Origin of the sequence: Phycicoccus flavus, assembly GCF_004025965.2 — a bacterium.
GTDB lineage: Bacteria > Actinomycetota > Actinomycetes > Actinomycetales > Dermatophilaceae > Phycicoccus > Phycicoccus flavus.
In genome coordinates this window covers 98403-116476 of sequence record NZ_SAYU02000002.1, presented here as the reverse complement: position 1 = coordinate 116476, position 18074 = coordinate 98403, and the positions used below count along the sequence as shown (strand labels likewise).

17 protein-coding genes are annotated in these 18074 nt (G+C 74.2%); 6 read left to right on the top strand and 11 right to left on the bottom strand.

What is annotated here, in order from left to right; genetic code table 11:
* Positions 1–106: 106 nt before the first annotated feature.
* Positions 107–625: a putative immunity protein gene (locus EPD83_RS01680; protein ID WP_165566134.1), complete on the bottom strand. Its 519-nt coding sequence runs from the start codon at positions 623–625 to the stop codon at positions 107–109.
* 148 nt (positions 626–773) lie between these two features.
* Positions 774–1835 carry an LLM class F420-dependent oxidoreductase gene (locus EPD83_RS01675; RefSeq protein WP_165566133.1) on the bottom strand — a complete coding sequence of 354 codons (1062 nt, stop codon included), beginning with the start codon at positions 1833–1835 and terminating at the stop codon, positions 774–776.
* 152 nt (positions 1836–1987) lie between these two features.
* Between EPD83_RS01675 and EPD83_RS01670 the strand changes: the two genes are divergently transcribed.
* Together EPD83_RS01670 and EPD83_RS01665 are read left to right on the top strand one after the other, a co-directional pair.
* A complete protein-coding gene (locus tag EPD83_RS01670; RefSeq protein WP_165566132.1) occupies positions 1988–3157 on the top strand; it encodes a nucleotide sugar dehydrogenase in 1170 nt (389 codons plus the stop codon).
* A 56-nt stretch (positions 3158–3213) separates the two neighbouring features.
* Entirely contained in the window at positions 3214–3669 is a 456-nt protein-coding gene (locus EPD83_RS01665) for a CoA-binding protein (protein ID WP_128365932.1), read from the top strand.
* A gap of 122 nt (positions 3670–3791) precedes the next feature.
* Here the strand turns inward: EPD83_RS01665 and purE are convergent, their stop codons facing one another.
* Positions 3792–4274 carry a 5-(carboxyamino)imidazole ribonucleotide mutase gene (gene purE / locus EPD83_RS01660; protein ID WP_128365940.1) on the bottom strand — a complete coding sequence of 161 codons (483 nt, stop codon included), beginning with the start codon at positions 4272–4274 and terminating at the stop codon, positions 3792–3794.
* 47 nt (positions 4275–4321) lie between these two features.
* Positions 4322–5506, bottom strand: coding sequence for a 5-(carboxyamino)imidazole ribonucleotide synthase (locus EPD83_RS01655; RefSeq protein ID WP_235950287.1), 1185 nt, complete (start codon positions 5504–5506; stop codon positions 4322–4324).
* A gap of 39 nt (positions 5507–5545) precedes the next feature.
* Between EPD83_RS01655 and EPD83_RS01650 the strand changes: the two genes are divergently transcribed.
* On the top strand, positions 5546–6022 hold the full coding sequence (locus EPD83_RS01650) for a GtrA family protein (RefSeq protein WP_128365934.1): 477 nt from the start codon (positions 5546–5548) through the stop codon (positions 6020–6022).
* Between the two features lie 51 nt (positions 6023–6073).
* Here the strand turns inward: EPD83_RS01650 and EPD83_RS01645 are convergent, their stop codons facing one another.
* From EPD83_RS01645 to EPD83_RS01630, 4 genes are read right to left on the bottom strand one after another with little or no spacing between them, the layout of a single operon-like run.
* Positions 6074–7063 carry a sensor histidine kinase gene (locus EPD83_RS01645; protein WP_235950286.1) on the bottom strand — a complete coding sequence of 330 codons (990 nt, stop codon included), beginning with the start codon at positions 7061–7063 and terminating at the stop codon, positions 6074–6076.
* Positions 7064–7069: 6 nt separating this feature from the next.
* On the bottom strand, positions 7070–7750 hold the full coding sequence (locus EPD83_RS01640; RefSeq protein WP_128365935.1) for a response regulator transcription factor: 681 nt from the start codon (positions 7748–7750) through the stop codon (positions 7070–7072).
* Between the two features lie 14 nt (positions 7751–7764).
* On the bottom strand, positions 7765–8928 hold the full coding sequence (locus EPD83_RS01635; RefSeq protein WP_128365936.1) for an adenylate/guanylate cyclase domain-containing protein: 1164 nt from the start codon (positions 8926–8928) through the stop codon (positions 7765–7767).
* 14 nt (positions 8929–8942) lie between these two features.
* Positions 8943–9710, bottom strand: coding sequence for a biotin--[acetyl-CoA-carboxylase] ligase (locus EPD83_RS01630; RefSeq protein ID WP_128365937.1), 768 nt, complete (start codon positions 9708–9710; stop codon positions 8943–8945).
* A 24-nt stretch (positions 9711–9734) separates the two neighbouring features.
* On the opposite strand from EPD83_RS01630, the gene EPD83_RS01625 reads away from it, so the two are divergent.
* On the top strand, positions 9735–11363 hold the full coding sequence (locus tag EPD83_RS01625; protein WP_164896201.1) for an acyl-CoA carboxylase subunit beta: 1629 nt from the start codon (positions 9735–9737) through the stop codon (positions 11361–11363).
* Between the two features lie 37 nt (positions 11364–11400).
* A complete protein-coding gene (locus tag EPD83_RS01620) occupies positions 11401–11625 on the top strand; it encodes an acyl-CoA carboxylase epsilon subunit (protein ID WP_128365938.1) in 225 nt (74 codons plus the stop codon).
* A gap of 843 nt (positions 11626–12468) precedes the next feature.
* Here the strand turns inward: EPD83_RS01620 and EPD83_RS01615 are convergent.
* From EPD83_RS01615 to EPD83_RS01605, 3 genes are all read right to left on the bottom strand, one after another.
* Complete coding sequence (locus tag EPD83_RS01615; RefSeq protein WP_128365939.1) at positions 12469–13863, bottom strand: type III PLP-dependent enzyme domain-containing protein; 1395 nt, start codon at positions 13861–13863, stop codon at positions 12469–12471.
* Complete coding sequence (locus EPD83_RS01610) at positions 13860–15428, bottom strand: hypothetical protein (protein WP_165566131.1); 1569 nt, start codon at positions 15426–15428, stop codon at positions 13860–13862. Before EPD83_RS01610 ends, EPD83_RS01615 begins: the two co-directional genes overlap by 4 nt.
* A gap of 122 nt (positions 15429–15550) precedes the next feature.
* Entirely contained in the window at positions 15551–16117 is a 567-nt protein-coding gene (locus EPD83_RS01605; RefSeq protein WP_235950285.1) for an MOSC domain-containing protein, read from the bottom strand.
* 162 nt (positions 16118–16279) lie between these two features.
* On the opposite strand from EPD83_RS01605, the gene EPD83_RS01600 reads away from it, so the two are divergent.
* Positions 16280–17965: a DUF885 domain-containing protein gene (locus EPD83_RS01600; protein ID WP_128366586.1), complete on the top strand. Its 1686-nt coding sequence runs from the start codon at positions 16280–16282 to the stop codon at positions 17963–17965.
* The last annotated feature ends 109 nt before the right edge of the window (positions 17966–18074 follow it).

Genomic DNA, 18074 nt, shown 5'->3' with positions numbered 1-18074 from the left:
GGAGCCCGCCCCGCAGACCCCGACTTTCCCGCCCCATCCGGGAAACCCGGGGTTCGCAAGGGTCGACCGGCCACGCGAACCCCCACTTTCCCTTGTCCAGGGCGAGTCAGGTGAAGACCGACCAGCAGATCGGGTTGCGGCGCTCCTGGTCCTCGAGGACGAGGGCGCAGACCTGGGCGGGCAGGCGGTCGCGCTGCCAGGCGCACTCCGCCCGGGCCGCGGCGTCCGGGTCCTCGCCGGCCGCCTCCGCGGCCGCCCGCACGGCCTTGAGGGCGTACGCCGCCGCCCCGAGGTCGTGCTCGGCGACGTGCGCGACGCACGCGGCCTGCCCGGCGGCGTAGGCGGCGAACCGCGCCGCTCCCGTCAGCGGCCTCGCGGCGCCCATCGCGTGCCCGCCGGCGGAGCGGCAGGCCATCATCCGCAGCTCGCCGCGCACCCAGGCCCGGGTGGCAACGACGGCCCGGCGCGGGCGGTCGTCGTCGGGTGCGACGGCCTCGAACAGCGGCAGCACGTGCTCCGCGCAGTGCGCGGACCAGACGGCGAGCAGCCGGTGGTGGTCCTCGGTCAGCGTCCCGCCGCGGCGGACGGTGACCATCCGCGGGTCACGCACCGTCGGCAGGATCATCGGCTCGCTCCTCGTCGTCGTCGGACGCAGGGAACCTACCGGGGCACCGGCCGTCCGGGCCCGAGGACCCGGCGGGCAGCGGCCGTCCGGCCGACACCGCCGCACCGGGCCCGGCCGGAGCGCCGGGGGCTCGGTCCCGGCGCCGGCGTCACTCGCCGCGCAGGAGGTGCCAGAGGTGGCCGTGCTGCTCGGTGTCGCCGAGCTCGGGCAGGACGTCGCGCTCGAACAGCTGGACGCCCGTGAGGTCGTAGGCCTGCTCGACGAAGTACGTGATGGCGTACGTCATCCCGCGCGACTCCAGGTCCCGCAGCCGCTCGACGATCTGCTCCGGCGTGCCGACGAGCGGGCCGTCCTCGAACTGCTTGACCGTGCTGTCGACGACGTCGGCCGGCAGCCCCGCCGACTCGTAGTGCGACCGGATCCAGGCCAGGCGCTCCTGCACCTCGGCCTCGTCGCGGCCGATGACGACGTTGTAGTTGGCGCTGCGGACGATCTTGCCGTAGTCGCGGCCGACGTCGCGGCAGTGCTGCTCGAGAATCTCCGACTTGTGCGTGAAGCCCTCCGGCGAGCCGTCGAAGTTCGTGTAGTCCGCGTACTCGGCGGCGATCCGCAGCGTCTTGCGCTCGCCGCCGCCCGCGACCCACATGGGGATGCCGTTCCGCTGCGAGCCCGGCAGCGCGTCGCCCTGCAACGGGCGCGGGAAGCACATCGCGCCGTCGACCTGGTAGTGCTCGCCGTCGAGGGTGGCCGAGCCGGTCGTCCACATCTGGCGCATGATCTCGACGCCCTCGCGCAGCCGGCCCAGGCGCTCGCCGGCGCCCGGGAAGCCGTAGCCGTAGGCACGCCACTCGTGCTCGTACCAGCCGGCGCCGATGCCCATCTCGAGCCGGCCCTCGGACACGGCGTCGACGGTGGCCGCCACCTTCGCGAGGTAGGTCGGCTCCCGGTAGGACAGGCACGTGCACATCTGGCCGAGCCGCACCCGCCCAGTGACGCCGGCGAACGCGGCCATGAGCGACCACGCCTCGTGCACCCCGGCCTCCGTGGGGCGCGGCACCGGGTGGAAGTGGTCGTACACCCAGATCGAGGACCAGTTCTCGATGCCGTCGGCGCGGCGGGCCAGGCCGGCCATGACCCCCCAGTGCTGCGTGGGGTCGATGCCGACGAGGTCGTGGCGCCAGCCCTGCGGGACGAACAGTCCGAACTTCATGCGGGTCTCCTCGGGAGGTCACGGGGGTGCCTTCCGATCATGCCCGAGCACGCGGCCCCCGGAGCCCGCAGGTGCCGGCGCCTCGGACCGGCACCGGCGCCCCGGACGGAGGGCGGCCGGGCGGCGCGTCGCCGGACCCTAGGCTGAGCCGGGTGAGCGCCAGCATCTGCGTCGTCGGGACCTCGTACGTCGGTCTGTCGATCGCCGTCCTCCTCGCCCGCCGGCACGACGTCGTCGCCTACGACATCGACCCCGAGCGCCTCGACCTGCTGCGCGCCGGCCGCAGCCCCATCCACGACCCCGACATCGAGGAGCACCTGCGCCGCGGCGACCTGCGGCTCGGCGTCACCGGGGACCGGCACGAGGCCTACGCCGGGTGCGAGTACGTCGTCGTCGCCACCCCGACGAACTACGACGACCGGACGAACTACTTCGACACCACCTCCGTCGAGCAGGTCGTCGCCGACGTCCGGGAGATCGCGCCGGACGCCGTCGTCGTCGTCAAGTCCACCGTGCCGGTCGGGTTCACCCGCGCCCTGCGCGAGCGGCTCGGCACCGACCGCATCCTCTTCTCCCCCGAGTTCCTCCGCGAGGGGCGGGCGCTGCACGACAACCTGCACCCCTCGCGGGTCGTCGTCGGCGACCGCGGCCCGGCGGGCGAGCGCTTCGCCCGGATGCTCGCCGACGCCGCCCTCGACGACGACGTCCCCGTCCTGCTCACCGACAGCACCGAGGCCGAGGCCATCAAGCTGTTCGCCAACACCTACCTCGCGATGCGCGTCGCGTACTTCAACGAGCTCGACACCTACGCCGCGACGCACGGCCTGGACACCCGCCAGATCATCGACGGCGTCGGGCTGGACCCGCGGATCGGGACGCACTACAACAACCCGAGCTTCGGCTACGGCGGGTACTGCCTGCCCAAGGACACCAAGCAGCTGCTAGCCAACTACGCCGACGTCCCGCAGACCATGATCCAGGCCATCGTCGACGCCAACACGACCCGCAAGGACTTCGTCGCCGCCGACGTGCTCGCCCGTCGCCCGCGGGTCGTCGGGATCCACCGGCTCATCATGAAGGCGGGGTCGGACAACTTCCGCAGCAGCAGCGTCCAGGGCGTGATGAAGCGGATCAAGGCCAAGGGCGTCGAGGTCATCGTCCACGAGCCGGAGCTGCACGAGGAGCACTTCTTCGGCTCCGAGCTGGTCTCGCTCGAGGAGCTCAAGGCGCGCAGCGACGTCATCGTCGCCAACCGGCTCGTCCCCGAGCTGCACGACGTCGCCGACCGGGTCTACACCCGCGACCTCTTCGGTCACGACTAGGACGCGCTCACCGGGGTGCCTGTTTGGCGACGCCGTGAGCGGGCATGATGGCCGGTATGGGCGCACTGCAGCACCAGAACGACGAAGGCCTCATCCGCGAGCTCCTCATGGACCCGGGCATCTGGGTCGTCGTGGGGCTGTCGAACAACGAGGACCGGCCCGCCTGGGCGGTCTCGCGCTGGATGACCTTCGAGCTGGGCCGCCCGATCATCCCGGTCCACCCCAAGGCCGAGACGGTGCACGGGGCGAAGGGCTACGCCTCGATCGCCGACATCCCGGACCAGGACCTCAAGGTCGTCGACTGCTTCGTCAACTCCGGGAAGGTCGGCACGGTCGTCGACGAGGCCATCGAGCACAAGGACCGGCTGGGGCTGGACGCCATCTGGATGCAGCTCGGCGTCGTCGACGTCGCCGCCGCCGGACGCGCGCGCAAGGCCGGCCTCGACGTCGTCATGGACACCTGCCCCAAGATCGAGTGGCCCAAGATCCGCCGCGACGGCATGGCCCGCTGACCCCTCCCGGCCCCCACCGGCCGCCGGACATTTCGGGGTCACCCCGAAATGTCACCGAGACACGACTTACGAACCGGGGTGTCGCGGACATTTCGGGGTCACCCCGAAATGTCACCGGGGGGTCAGGGGTGGCGGGCGCGGAGGGCGGCGCCCTTGGCGTGGGCCTGGTCGCGCAGCGACGCGCGGAAGGCGGTCATCGCCGCGCGCAGGCGCTCGGCCTCGGGACCAGCGCCGGCGCCGAGGATGCGGGCGGCGAGCAGGCCGGCGTTGCGGGCCCCGCCGACCGACACGGTCGCCACCGGCACCCCGGCCGGCATCTGGACGATGGACAGCAGCGAGTCCATCCCGTCGAGGTGCTTCAGCGGCACCGGCACCCCGATGACCGGCAGCGAGGTCACCGACGCGAGCATCCCCGGCAGGTGCGCTGCCCCACCAGCCCCGGCGACGAGGACCCGCAGCCCGCGCGACTCCGCGGACCGGCCGTACTCGAGCATCTCCTCGGGCATCCGGTGCGCCGACACGACGTCGACCTCGCACCCCACCCCGAGCTCCTCCAGCGCCGTGACCGCGGCCTCCATGACCGGCCAGTCCGAATCCGACCCCATGACGACGCCGACGACGGGCGCGCCGCCGGGCTCCTGCGCGTGCGTGCTCACTCGGTGACCGCTCCCCCGATGTAGTCGGCGGCGTGCCGGGCCCGCTCGCGCAGGTCCTCCAGCACCGCGCCGGAGACGTTGACGTGGCCGATCTTGCGCCCCGGCCGCACGCCCTTGCCGTACAGGTGGGCCTTGAGCCCGGGGTCGCGCGCCATGACGTGCCGGTAGGCCGGGTAGAGCTCGGGGTAGTCGCCGCCGAGCACGTTGGCCATGACCGTCCACGGCTCACGCGGCCGCGGCGAGCCCAGCGGCAGGTCGAGCACCGCCCGCAGGTGCTGCTCGAACTGTCCGGTCACCGCCCCGTCCATCGACCAGTGCCCCGAGTTGTGCGGGCGCATCGCGAGCTCGTTGACGAGCACCGACGACCCGCCGTCCGCACCGGCCACCTCGAACAGCTCGACCGCCAGCACCCCGGTGACCCCGAGCTCGCCGGCCACCCGCAGCCCGGCCTCGACGGCGAGCGCGGCGACCTCGTCGTCCAGGTCCGGCGCTGGGGCGAGGACCTCGGTGCAGATGCCGCCCGTCTGCACGGTCTCGACGACCGGCCAGGCCGCGGCCTGCCCCGACGGGCTGCGAGCCAGGAGGACGGCGAGCTCACGGCGGAAGCCGACCCGCTCCTCCAGCAGCAGCCCGGTGCCGGCGTCGGCGGCGCGCTCCAGCCAGTCGGCGAGCTCGTCCACCGACGACGCGACGGTGACGCCCTTGCCGTCGTACCCGCCCCGCGGCGTCTTGGCGACGAGCGGCCACCCGACCTCGGCGGCGAAGGCCTCGACGTCGGCGGCGGTGTCGGCGCGGGCCCACCGCGGACAGGGCACCCCGAGCGCGGTGAGCCGCTCGCGCATCGCGAGCTTGTCCTGGGCGAACCGCAGCGCGTCCGGCGAGGGGTGCACCGCGACCCCGTCCTCGACGAGCAGGGCGAGGACCTCCTGCGGCACGTGCTCGTGGTCGAAGGTGACGACGTCGCACTCGGCGGCGAACCGGCGCACCGCGTCGGCGTCGAGGTGCGAGCCCACGGGAGCGCTCGGGACGACGAGGGCGGCGCCGGAGTCGGGGTCCTCGGTGAGGACGCTCAGGGTGACGCCGAGCTCGGCGGCGGGGCCGGCGCACATCCGGGCCAGCTGACCCCCTCCGACGACGCCGACGACGGGGAACCCTCCGGGAGCACGACGTGGCCTGGTCACCCGGTGAGGATATCGAGGAGCCATCGTTAGGCTGCACGGGTGACCGCGCAGGAGTCCCGCAGCCGCAACCCGGTGAGCCGCGCGCTCGACGGCGTCCGCGGGGCGGTCGACGTCCTCTACCGCGAGATCATCAAGTTCGGCGTCGTCGGCGCCGTCGCGTTCGTCGTCGACCTCGGCGGGGCGAACCTGCTCTGGCACACCGTGCTCGAGGACAAGGTGACGACGGCGAAGATCATCTCCGGCGCCGTCGCCACCCTCGTCGCGTGGATCGGCAACCGGCAGTGGACCTTCCGGCACCGCCGCAGCCGCCCGGCGCACCATGAGGTCGCGCTGTTCTTCGGCGTCAACCTCGTCGCGCTCGGCATCTCGGCCGTGACGCTGGCCGTCTCGCACTACGGCCTGGACTTCACCTCGACCCTCGCCGACAACGTGGCCACCGTCATCGGCATCGGGATCGGCACCCTGTTCCGCTTCTGGTGCTACCGCCAGGTCGTCTTTTCCCGCGAGCCCCTCTGACCGACCGACCCTGCGGGCCGACCGACCCGGCCGGACCGGCCGACGCGCCGCTCAGGTCTGGCTCACCGACAGGAACAGCGCGAAGACCGGCGGGGTGGCCCGGGCCAGCTCCAGCCGCCCGCCGACGGCCTCGGCGAGGTCCCGCGCCAGCGAGAGCCCGAGCCCGGAGCCGGACGAGGACACCGAGCGCTCGAAGATGTGCGGCGCGATGGCCGGGGACACCCCGTCGCCCTCGTCGCTCACCTCGATGACGATCGACGGCCCCGCGCGGCGGGCGCTGATCTCGACCGTCCCGCGCCCGTAGGCGAGCGAGTTCTCCAGCAGCGTCGTGAGGATCTGCCCCAGCGAGACCGGCGTCGCCCGCACGACGAGCCCGCGCTCGCCGGTGACGTGGATGCTGCGCCGGGCCGAGGCGAACGCCGGCTGCCACTCGCGCTGGAGCGAGGCGAGCACCGAGTCCAGCGACACCGACGGGTTGGCCTCGACGCCGCTGCGGGTGCGGCTCATGAGGTCGTCGACGACCTTGCTCAGCCGCTCGACCTGCCCGATGGCGATCGTCGACTCCTCGGCGACGACCTCGAGGTCGGTCGTCGCGTTGATCTCCTCCAGCCGCATGAGCAGGGCGGTCAGCGGGGTCCGCAGCTGGTGCGAGGCGTCGGCGGCGAACTCGCGCTCCGAGGCCAGCCGCCGCGCGCCCTGCTGGGCCCCGCGGACCAGGGCGGCGTCGAGGCCGTCGAGCTCCTCGATGCCGGAGTCCATCGGCACCGGTCGGGTGTCACCGCCGGCCAGCCGCTCGGCGTGGTCGCGCAGGGTCTGCACGAGCTCCAGCACCCGGACGGCGCTGCGCTCGGCGAGCCACGCGGACGCGACGAGCGCGAGGACGAGCGCACCGACCGCCCCGAGCACGGGCACGACCCACGTCGAGGGCCGGTCGGCGACCGGCCCGAGGCCCTGCGAGACGAGCACGACGAGGACGAGGACGACGAGGGCGACGCTGACGACGACGGCCTGGAGGGCGGCCGTGAGGATGATCCGGCGCACCGGCCGTCACTCGTCCGGGGCGTCGAACCGGAAGCCCAGCCCCCGGATGGTGGTGATGTAGCGCGGGTGGGCGGCGTCGTCGCCCAGCTTCCGCCGCAGCACCGAGATGTGCATGTCCAGGGTCTTCGTCGACCCGTACCAGGCGCTGTCCCAGACGTCGCGCATGAGCTTCTCGCGGGAGACGACCTTGCCCTCGTTGGCGACGAGGACGCGCAGCAGCTCGAACTCCTTGCCGGTGAGGGCGACCTCCTCGCCCCGGAGGAACACCCGGCGCCCCTCGGGGTCGATGTCGATGAGCGGGTCCTCGTCGGTCTCGACGACCTCGGTGACCCCGCGGCGCAGCAGCGCCCGGGCCCGGGCCAGCAGCTCGGCCAGGCGGAAGGGCTTGGTCACGTAGTCGTCGGCGCCGGCATCGAGCCCGACGACGGTGTCGACCTCGTCGGCGCGGGCGGTGAGGACGAGCACCGGCACCGTGCTGCCCTCCTGGCGCAGCCGTCGGCAGACCTCGAGGCCGTCCATCTTCGGCAGGCCGAGGTCGAGGACGACGAGGTCCGGGGTGCGCAACGCGACCTCCAGGGCGGACTCCCCGTCGGTGCACACCTCGACCTCGTAGCCCTCCCGGCGGAGGGCGCGGGCGAGCGGGTCGGAGATGGCCGGGTCGTCCTCGGCGAGCAGCACCTTGGTCATGGGGCCGATCGTAGTCAGGATGACGGGTTCGGCACGGTGGGGCGCCGCCCGCCCGGGGCGCGTCGCAGCTCGTGGAGGGTGACGACCCCGATCCCGCGGAGCATCCGGCGCCGGCGGGGGGTGGCCTCGAAGCCGGAGACCGACCCCAGCGCGCGGGCCATGTCGTCGTCGACGTACACCGTCCCCGACGGCGTGACGGCGGTGATCCGGCTCGCCTTGTTGACCGTCATGCCGAACACGTCGCCGAGGCGGGAGACGACCCGCCCGTGCGCCAGGCCCACCCGGACCGGGGGCAGCAGCTCGTCCTCGGCCATGGCGTCGACGAGGTCGAGGGCGATGGCCGAGGCCGCTGCTGCCTCGGTGTGGACGAACAGCACCTCGTCGCCGACGGTCTTGATGACGCGCCCGCCGTGCTCGGCGACGACGTCGCTGGCCAGCAGCTCGAAGCGCTGGACGAGCCGGGCGAGCTGCCGCTCGCTCATCCGGCGGACGAACGAGGTGAAGGCGACGAGGTCGGCGAACCCGACGGCCCGGACCGGCGCCGACGGGTCGGAGCGCACCGCGGGGTCGGCGTCGGCGAGCATGCGCTGGATGGCGTTGGTGAGGTGGCGGCGCCAGACGTAGACGAGCAGCGGCTCGACCTCGTCGATGGTGCGCGAGAGGAGGTTGGCGGCGTCGGCGGCGACGAGCGGCTCGGGCACCGAGCGGGTGTCCTTGCCCTCGAGCTCGTCCGGGTGGTCCGGGGTGAGGGACTCGGCGACGAGCTGGGTCTGCCAGACGGCCAGCCGGTCGGCGGTGCGGGCGAAGGCCCGGGTCATCCCGAGGGCCAGCTCCTCACTGACCGACCCGTCGCGGACCATCTTCGAGACCCGGGCCAGGGCCTCCCGGTCGGCGTCGGTGAACATCGCCTCGTCGTCCTCGACCACCTGGAAGCCCATCGCGTGCCAGAACCGGCGGGCCTCCGCGGGGTCGACGCCGGCGGTCTCGCTGACCTCGGCCCGGCCCATCGACGCCGAGCGGCCGAGCAGGGAGCGCTCGACGCGCTCGGGGAGGTCGGCGTCGTCCGGGCGGGCCGGCAGCCCGGGGCCGTCGGCCGGCGGCGCGGGGTCGTCGGGCGGGAGCACGGGCTCGTCCGGGTCCTCCCCCGGCCGGTCCGGTGTCCCGGAGCCCTGCGACATGCGGCCTCCTGACCTCAGCGCGCGCGGACGTGGACGACGTCGCCGGCCGAGACCTGGGCCGTCCCGGCGGCGGTGCGCACGGCCAGTCTGCCGTCCGCGTCGACTCCTGTCGCCCTCCCCTGCCGGACGGTTCCGTCGGGCAGGTGCACCTCGACCTCCCGGCCCACCGTCGCGCAGGCGTCGCGGTAGGCCGCCACCGACGCCCCGGCCGGGCCGGTGTCCCCCCGCAGGACCTCGGCCAGGTGGCGCAGGTACGCGGTGAGCAGCACGGCCCGGTCGACGCCGGGGTGGCCGGCCGCGCGCAGCGAGGTCGCCGTCTCCAGCGGCAGCTTCTCCCGGGGGGTGTCGACGTTGACGCCCGCCCCGACGACGACGCCGGCCGCCGTCCACTCCGAGAGGATCCCGGCCAGCTTGCGGTCGCCGTCCCCCGGCACGAGCACGTCGTTCGGCCACTTGAGGGCGGTGACGGGGCCGGCGACCTCGGTGACGGCCCGGTGCACCGCGAGGCCCGCGAGCAGGGGCACCCACGACGGGCCGGACGCCGGGACCGGGACGCAGACCGACACCGCGAGGGCGGTCCCCGGCGTCGTGCTCCACGCCCGGCCGAGCCGTCCGCGCCCGGTCTCCTGGACGTCGGCGACGACGACCCGCCAGGGCCGCGGGTCCTGCCGGACGAGGTCGTTCGTGGACCCGACGCGCGCGTGCGCCTCCACCCGCTCCCACGGCGGACCGGGTGTGACGGACGCCGCGTCGAGGGGTCGGCGGGCGGGGTCGTCGGACACGGCGCCAAGGCTAGGCTCTGGCGCATGTCGACGACTGACAGCCACGCGATCGGCGGCACCGACGTCCCCGCGGACATCGACACGACGACGACCGCCGGCAAGCTCGCGGACCTCAAGCGCCGGGTGGCCGAGGTCGCGAACGCCGGCTCGGAGCGGGCGGTCGAGAAGCAGCACGCCCGGGGCAAGAAGACCGCCCGCGAGCGCCTGGAGATGCTGCTCGACGAGGGCTCGTTCGTCGAGATGGACAAGTACGCCCGGCACCGGTCGACGGCCTTCGGCCAGGACGGGAACAGGCCCTACGGCGACGGCGTCGTCACCGGCTACGGCACGGTCGACGGCCGCACGGTCGCCGTCTTCGCGCAGGACTTCACCGTCTTCGGCGGCTCCCTCGGCGAGGTGTTCGGCGAGAAGATCTGCAAGGTCATGGACTTCGCGACGAAGGTCGGCTGCCCGGTCGTCGGGCTCAACGACTCCGGCGGGGCGCGGATCCAGGAGGGCGTCGTCTCGCTCGGCCTCTACGGCGAGATCTTCCGCCGCAACGTCCACGCCAGCGGCGTCGTCCCGCAGATCTCCCTCGTCATGGGCCCGTGCGCGGGAGGCGCGGTCTACTCCCCCGCCCTCACCGACTTCACCGTCATGGTCGACGGCACCTCGCACATGTTCATCACCGGCCCGGACGTCATCAAGACCGTCACCGGCGAGGACGTCGGCTTCGAGGAGCTCGGCGGCGCCAAGACGCACAACACGACGTCCGGCGTCGCCCACCACATGGGCACCGACGAGGAGGACGCCGTCGAGTACGTCAAGGCGCTGCTCTCCTACCTGCCGAGCAACAACCTCGAGGACCCGCCGGTCTTCGGCGAGGAGAACGACCTCGAGGTCACCGACGACGACCGCGCCCTCGACACCCTCGTGCCGGACAGCCCCAACGTGCCCTACGACATGCACGAGGTCATCGAGCGCGTCCTCGACGACGGCGAGTTCCTCGAGGTCCAGCCGCTGTTCGCGCCGAACATCGTCGTCGGCTTCGGCCGCGTCGAGGGCCGCTCGGTGGGCGTCGTCGCGAACAACCCGATGCAGTTCGCCGGCACCCTCGACATCGACGCGTCCGAGAAGGCCGCCCGCTTCGTGCGCACCTGCGACGCCTTCAACGTCCCCGTGCTCACCTTCGTCGACGTCCCCGGGTTCCTCCCCGGCACCGACCAGGAGTGGGACGGCATCATCCGGCGCGGCGCCAAGCTCATCTACGCCTACGCCGAGGCCACCGTGCCCCTCGTCACCGTCATCACCCGCAAGGCCTACGGCGGCGCCTACGACGTCATGGGCTCCAAGCACCTCGGGGCCGACATCAACCTCGCGTGGCCGACCGCGCAGATCGCCGTCATGGGCGCGCAGGGCGCGGTGAACATCCTCTACCGCAAGCAGCTGGCCGAGGCCGAGGAGAAGGGCGAGTCCGTCGACGAGGCTCGCGCCCGCTTCGTCACGCAGTACGAGGAGGCGCTGGCCAACCCCTACGTCGCCGCCGAACGGGGGTACGTCGACACCGTCATCACGCCCTCGAACACCCGGATGAACGTCACCCGCGCGTTGCGGGCGCTGCGCACCAAGCGCGAGACGCTGCCCCCCAAGAAGCACGGGAACATCCCGCTGTGACCTCCTCGCAGGCTCCGAGAGCGGGGGGTCCGACCCCGTGACCGCCGGCGCCGACCCCGCACCCGAGGCACCCGTGATCCGGGTGCACGGCCCCGCGACCCCCGAGGAGGTCGCCGCCCTCGTGGCCGTCCTCGTCGCCGCCGGCGGCGGGGCGGAGGGACCGGAGCCCCGCGCCACCTCCACCTGGGCCTCCCGCCGGACCCTGCTGCGCGGCCGTCACGACCCCGGCCCCGCCGCCTGGCGCTCGACCTACCGCCGCTGACCCCGGTCCCGACGCCCGGACCGACGACACGACCCGCTGCCCGGTGCCGCGACACGCCCGTGCAGGGCCGGAGGCCTGGGTCCGTGTCGTCGGCCCGTCCCCCGGTGACCACGCAAGACACCGCCCGACCTCGCCAGCTGTCCCCGGTCCCGGCCTACGGGCGGACGACACGACCTGCCGCCCGGTGCCGCGACACGCCAAAGCCACGCCGAACACCCAGGTTCCGTGTCGTCGGCCCGTCCCCCCGGGTGATCTTGGAGCCTGGGGACCAACCACCAAACCGCTGATGGATGGTCGCCGATCCGGACCTACGGGCGGACGACACGATGAGCTGCCCGGTGCCGCGACACGCCGACACAGGGCCGGAGGCCCGGTTTTCCGTGTCGTCGGCCCGTTTCCCCGGCCGGTCCGGCCTCCCACGGCCCGGACGGACGACACGATGAACTGCCCGGTGACGCGACACGCCGGCACCACGCCCCGGACCCAAGTTCCGTGTCGTCGGCCCGTCCCCCGGTGACCAGGCAAGACACCGCTCGCCCCCCGGGCCGACCCAGGCCCCGACCTACGGGCGGACGACACGATGAGCCGTCCGGTGCCTCGACACGCCGGTACGGGACCGAGGACCGGTTTCCGTGTCGTCGGCCCGTCCCCCGGTGACCCCGCAGGACACTGTCCGCCCGCCCGGGCTGACCCAGGCCCCGACGGACGGGCGGACGACACGACGAGCTGCGCGGTGGCGCGACACGCCGGGACGGGGCCGCGGGCCCGGGTCCTTGTCGTCGGTCCGTCGCCCGGGTGGCCCCGCCCAGCGCTCGACCGGACCGACGGCCGTGCGGGCCAGGGTCAGTGACCGGCGCCGCGGGACCACTGGCGCACGACGTCGTCGGCGCTCTCCCGCTCGCGCAGCACCTCCAGCACCGGGCCGTCGGCGCCGTCGCGGTACCCGAGCACCGCCGGCATGCCGCGGTTGCAGTGCCGCGACCACATGCTCATCGTGTAGGCGCCGGTGTCGTGGATGACGAGCCAATCACCCGCCTCGAGGGCCGGGAAGCGGGCGTCCTGGCTGATGACGTCGCCGGCGAAGCACAGCGGGCCGCTGACGATCCACGACTCCGACGGCTCGGGCGGGTCCGTGCCGGGGGCGGTGCCGGCGACCTCGGCCGGCTCGTCGGCGACGGTGGCCAGCCGCGAGATCCGGTGCTGCCAGTGACCGGGGACGTAGGCGACGCGCATGAGGAAGTCCGCCCCGAGGTGGGTGACGGCCACCGGCTGCGCGAGGGACCGGTTCACGTACTCGACCCGGTTGAGCGCCCACCCGCAGTTGGCCTGCACCGCCCGCCCGAACTCGGTGACGAGGGTGACGTCCGGCCCGAACAGGCTCGGGGCGGCCTCGCGCATCCGCGAGGCAAGCTCCCGCGGGTCGACGGCGGTCTCGCCGACGTAGTTCGTCGTCGCGCCCCCACCGAGGTCGACGACGTCGAGCTGGTCGTGGCCGAGCCGCCGGTGCACGGCGTCGCGGAACCGCTCGACGACCGGGGCAGCGGCGACGAGCGTCTCCAGCGGCATGCCCTGCGACCCCACGTGCGAGTGCAGGCCGCGCAGCCACGGCCGGCCCTCGGCCCGCGCGGCGAGAGCCTCGACGAGGTCGTCGCCGACCTTCTCGCCGAACCGCGAGGACGGCGACGCGACGCTCGTCGCCGGGATGGAGCCCCCGCCGACCAGCGGGTTGACCCGCAGCCCGACGGTGGCGGTGGAGTCCGGGTGGTCCTCGCGGACCTCGATGACGCGGTCGAGCTCGTCGAGGCTGTCGGCGTTGACGTGGACTCCCGCGGCGAGCGCCCGGGCGATGTCGGTGCGGGTCTTGGCCGGCGAGTCGTAGACGACCCGCTCGGGCGGGCATCCGGCGGCCAGCGAGAGGGCGACCTCCTCCCAGGACGCGGCCTCGAGTCCCGCGCCGGCCGCCACGCAGGCGCGGAGGATCTCGAGCACGGGGTTGGCCTTGACCGCAACGGTGTGCACGGCGTGCGGCGGGAACGCGGCCCGCAGCTCGGCGATCCGGGCGTCCAGCAGGTCCAGGTCGTGCAGGACGACGGCGCCGTCGTCGGGGCCGACGAGCCCACTGGCCAAGGCGGCGTCGGCGACCCGCCGCACGAGCGCGCCGGACGGCCGCTCCAGCCAGGTGCTGGGGGTGTCCGGACGCTCCGCGAGCCCGACCGGGCTACTGCTCTGCGAGGTCATCGGGCCACCGCCTCCTGCCGGTCCGAGAGGGAGACGAGGGCGTCGACCTTGCGCAGGGCGAGCGTCACGTCGCGCTCCAGGTGGTCCAACCGCTGCTCGAAGGTCGACCCGGCGGCCGGCGTCACGCAGGCCCGGATGATGTCGCGGCCGCCGAGCGCCACGCGCAGGACGGGGAAGCTCACGTCACCGCCGGCGAGCTCGACCGGCTGGCCGAGCTCGCAGCGCACCCGGGCCAGGTCCGCGGGCAGCCGCTCGTCGTCGGGCGAGCCGAAGCGCACGGCCCGGGCGAGGTCGCGCAGCGGCTCCATGCCGAGCAGGGCACCGTCGGCGCGGCGGCAGGTGAAGGGGAAGACCGTCGTGTTCGACTCCAGCAGCCGGGTGCCGTCCTCGCGGTCCGAGGGCGGCGGGACGGTCGAGAGCTCGAGGTGGTCGGTGGCGGCGATGATGGCCGGCACGACACGCTGGAAGCGGCGCAGGACCTCCAGGCGCAGGGCGGCCGGGACGCTGTAGTAGTCGCGGATCTCCGCCAGCGCCGCCCACCAGCGCATGAGGACCCCGAGACCGAGCCCCGGCGGCAGCGAGGCGCGGGCCTCGCGCCAGGACCGCGGCAGCATCGCGGGGACGAAGTAGTCGGCGAAGCCCTCCGGGACGACGGTGGGGACGGCGCTGCCGCCGGCGCGGCGGTGCGGCACGAGCACGGCGCCGGCGAACGGCGGGCCGCCGAAGAACTTCGAGCCGGTGACCATGACGATGTAGCCACAGCGCAGCGACTCGGTGAGCCCGTGCCGGCTGAAGCGGCCCTGCGCGGCGTCGATGACGACGTCGACGTGGCCCTCGTGCGCGTGGACGAGCTCCTCGACGAGGTCGAGCGAGGGGGCGTGCACCCCCGTCTTGCTGTGCGCGATGAGGTGGAGCAGGACGTGGTCGCCGCGCCCGACCGCGGCGCGGACTGCAGCCCGCACGTCGGCGTCGATGTCGGCCTCGTCGCGCGGGACGCCGGCGGCGTCGCGGATGGTCACCCGCTCGCGGTGCACCCGCCCGGCCACCTCGGCGTCCACCGGCGTGCCGGCCTCGACCTCGCGGCCGGAGGGGGTCACGGCGTCGAAGTGGTCGCCGCGGGCGGCGTGCGCGGTGCCGGACCCGGCCTCGGACGCGCCGACGAGCACCGTGGTCACGGAGCGGGACTCGGCGAGCCCGACGAGCAGGGGCACCATCTCGGCGTCCGTGCCGGAGGGGCACAGGACGGTGTCGAGGGACGACGCGCTCGTCATCGCGATGTTGGACACGAGCTCGGCGCGGACGCGCTCGTAGAGGTCGTCGACGGACTCGGCGACGACGTCCGGGCCGAGGGCGCGGATCCAGCCGTGCAGCCGGTCGGCGGCGTCGTAGGCGGTCTCGGAGATCGTCGAGGACGTGCACGAGCCGAAGGACAGCAGCCCCGGCTCGGGGACGTAGCGGTTGCCGTAGCGGTTCGTTCCGCCGGGACCGACGGTGTGCCGCGAGTCCCCGTTCGAGCACAGCACGCGCTCGGTCGTCGTCAGCATGTCGCGCAGGTCGACCGTCATCGGGGGCCGCCTGTCGTGGTGGTGACCATGACCGACACGGTAGCGCCGGGACCCCGGCCATCCCCTATCGCGCGCCGGGGGCGCGGCGTCAGCCGGGGCTCGGCATCAACCGGGGCGCGGCGTCAGCCGCGGGCCAGCCGGCGGACCAGGTGCTCGTGCTCGGGGGGCGTGAGGACCTCGGCGTCGACGACCCGCCGGGCCGCCTCGAGGTCCCCGGACCACGCCCGCAGCACGAGCGGACCGGTGACGTCGTGCCCCGGGCGGTGCTCGACGGAGACCGGGTCGCCTGCGGAGACCGTCCCCGCCTCCAGCACGGAGAGGTAGACCCCGGGACGGCCGTGCTCGGTGAAGCGCCGCACCCAGCCCTTCTCGCCCATCCAGGCGGCGAAGTTGGCGCAGGGCGTCCGCGGCCCGGTGACCTCGAGCAGGACCTCCCCCACCCGCCAGCGCTCGCCGACCAGGGCGCCGTCGACGTCCAGCCCCTCGGTCGTGAGGTTCTCGCCGAAGGTGCCGTCGGCGAGCTCGCGTCCGAGCTCGCCGGACCAGTGGTCCAGCTCCTCCCGCGCGACGGCGTACACGGCCTGCGCGCTGCCGCCGTGGTGCCTGCCGTTGAGCACGTCGTCGCCGACGACCCCGCTGCCGAGGCCGGTGCCCTTCGGTCCCGGGTCGCGCACCTCGACCGACCCCACCGGGCGCTTGTCAATGCCTGTGACCCGGCCCCGGCTCGCGATGTCCCGCCGACCCCGGCCGACGTTGACCGACCTCACCCGTGCGTCCATCCCGTCACCCTACGACCGTCGCGGCGCCGCCGACCGGGCCGCGAGGCGGCCGCTCGGGTAGCGTCCCAAGGCGTGACCGAGCCGGATCCCCGCAGCCCGACCCCCGTCGACGCCGTCGCCGACGACCACTTCGACGCCGTCGTGGCGGCGAGCCCGATCGAGGCGACCTACCTCGGCATCCCGGGGTCCGAGGACCGGATCGACGACCTGTCGCCGGACGGCTACGCCCACCACGCCGAGCTGGCCCGCACCACGCTGCGCCGGCTGGACGGGGTCGAGGTGCTCGACGACGTCGACCGGGTCACCGTGGCGGCGATGCGCGAGCGGCTCGGGCTCGCCGTCGAGATCCACGAGGCCGGGTACGACCGCATGCAGCTCAACGTCATCGCCTCGCCCCTCCAGGGCGTGCGGGACGTCTTCGACCTCATGCCCACCGACACCGACGCGCAGTGGGCCACCGTCGCGCGCCGTCTCGGCGAGGTCCCGCGGGCCCTGGACCAGTACCTGGGGACCCTGCGCGACTCGGCCGGCCGGGGTCTCGTGGCGCCGCGCCGCCAGGTCGAGGCGTGCGTCCGCCAGTGCGAGGCGCTCACCGGCCCCGACGGCTACTTCGCGACCTTCCTCGCCGGCGCCTCGGCGGGCGGGGCGCCGCTCGGGGAGGCCGTGGCCGCCGACGTCCGGCGCGCGGTCGAGGGGGCGGCGACGGCCTACCGCGACGCCGGCCGGGCCCTGGCCGCCGACCTGCTGGAGCGCGCCCCGGAGTCGGACGCGGCCGGGGTCGAGCGCTACCGCCTGGCCTCGCGGCAGTTCCTCGGCGCCGCCGTCGACCTCGAGGCGACCTACGCGTGGGGGCAGGAGGAGCTGGCCCGGATCACGGCCGACATGGAGGCGACCGCGCGGCGCATCGTCCCCGGCGGCGGGGTGGCCGACGCCATCGCCCACCTCGACGCGGACGAGGCCTACCGCCTGCACGGCACCGAGGCGCTGCGGGACTGGATGCAGGTGCGCGCCGACAAGGCGGTCGCCGACACCGCCGGCCGGCACTTCGACATCCCCGACCCGGTCCGCACCATCGAGTGCCGGATCGCGCCGACGCAGACCGGCGGCATCTACTACACGGGTCCGAGCGACGACTTCGGCCGGCCCGGTCGGATGTGGTGGTCGGTGCCGAAGGGGGTCATCGAGTTCTCGACGTGGAAGGAGCTCACCACCGTCTACCACGAGGGCGTGCCGGGCCATCACCTCCAGGTCGGGCAGACGATCTTCCGCCGGACGCTGCTCAACCGCTGGCGCCGGATGATGTGCTGGGTCAGCGGGCACGGGGAGGGCTGGGCGCTGTACGCCGAGCGCCTCATGGCCGAACTCGGCTACCTCGAGGACCCCGGGATGTACCTCGGCATGCTCGACGCCCAGTCGCTGCGGGCCGCCCGGGTCGTCATCGACATCGGCGTCCACTGCGGCCTCGAGGCGCCGGCCGAGGTCGGCGGGGGCGCGTGGACCTACGACAAGGCCTGGTCCTTCCTGCGCGCGCACGCGAGCGACGACGAGGGGACCCTGCGCTTCGAGCTCGACCGCTACCTCGGCTGGCCGGGCCAGGCCCCGAGCTACAAGGTGGGCGAGCGGATCTGGATGGACCTGCGCGAGCAGGTGCGGGCCCGCGACGGCGACGCGTTCTCGCTGCCGGACTTCCACCGCAGGGCGCTGGACGTCGGGTCGGTGGGTCTGGACGTCCTGCGCGAGGCGGTCCTCGCCCCCTGAGACGTCCCATCCGTCACGGGGGTCCCGCGGGTGGCGGTGGATCAGGAGCGACCGCCCGGGTCGCCGGTTGCGAATGTTCGCAATTCGCCGTGTACAGAATGTCGCGTGG

Excerpts from the sequence above, each read along its gene's own strand:
- EPD83_RS01680 (WP_165566134.1), bottom strand. The coding sequence starts at position 625 with ATGATCCTGCCGACGGTGCGTGACCCGCGGATGGTCACCGTCCGCCGC.
- EPD83_RS01675 (WP_165566133.1), bottom strand. The coding sequence starts at position 1,835 with ATGAAGTTCGGACTGTTCGTCCCGCAGGGCTGGCGCCACGACCTCGTC.
- EPD83_RS01665 (WP_128365932.1), top strand. The coding sequence starts at position 3,214 with ATGGGCGCACTGCAGCACCAGAACGACGAAGGCCTCATCCGCGAGCTC.
- purE (WP_128365940.1), bottom strand. The coding sequence starts at position 4,274 with ATGGGGTCGGATTCGGACTGGCCGGTCATGGAGGCCGCGGTCACGGCG.
- EPD83_RS01640 (WP_128365935.1), bottom strand. The coding sequence starts at position 7,750 with ATGACCAAGGTGCTGCTCGCCGAGGACGACCCGGCCATCTCCGACCCG.
- EPD83_RS01635 (WP_128365936.1), bottom strand. The coding sequence starts at position 8,928 with ATGTCGCAGGGCTCCGGGACACCGGACCGGCCGGGGGAGGACCCGGAC.
- EPD83_RS01625 (WP_164896201.1), top strand. The coding sequence starts at position 9,735 with ATGTCGACGACTGACAGCCACGCGATCGGCGGCACCGACGTCCCCGCG.
- EPD83_RS01615 (WP_128365939.1), bottom strand. The coding sequence starts at position 13,863 with ATGACCTCGCAGAGCAGTAGCCCGGTCGGGCTCGCGGAGCGTCCGGAC.
- EPD83_RS01610 (WP_165566131.1), bottom strand. The coding sequence starts at position 15,428 with ATGACGGTCGACCTGCGCGACATGCTGACGACGACCGAGCGCGTGCTG.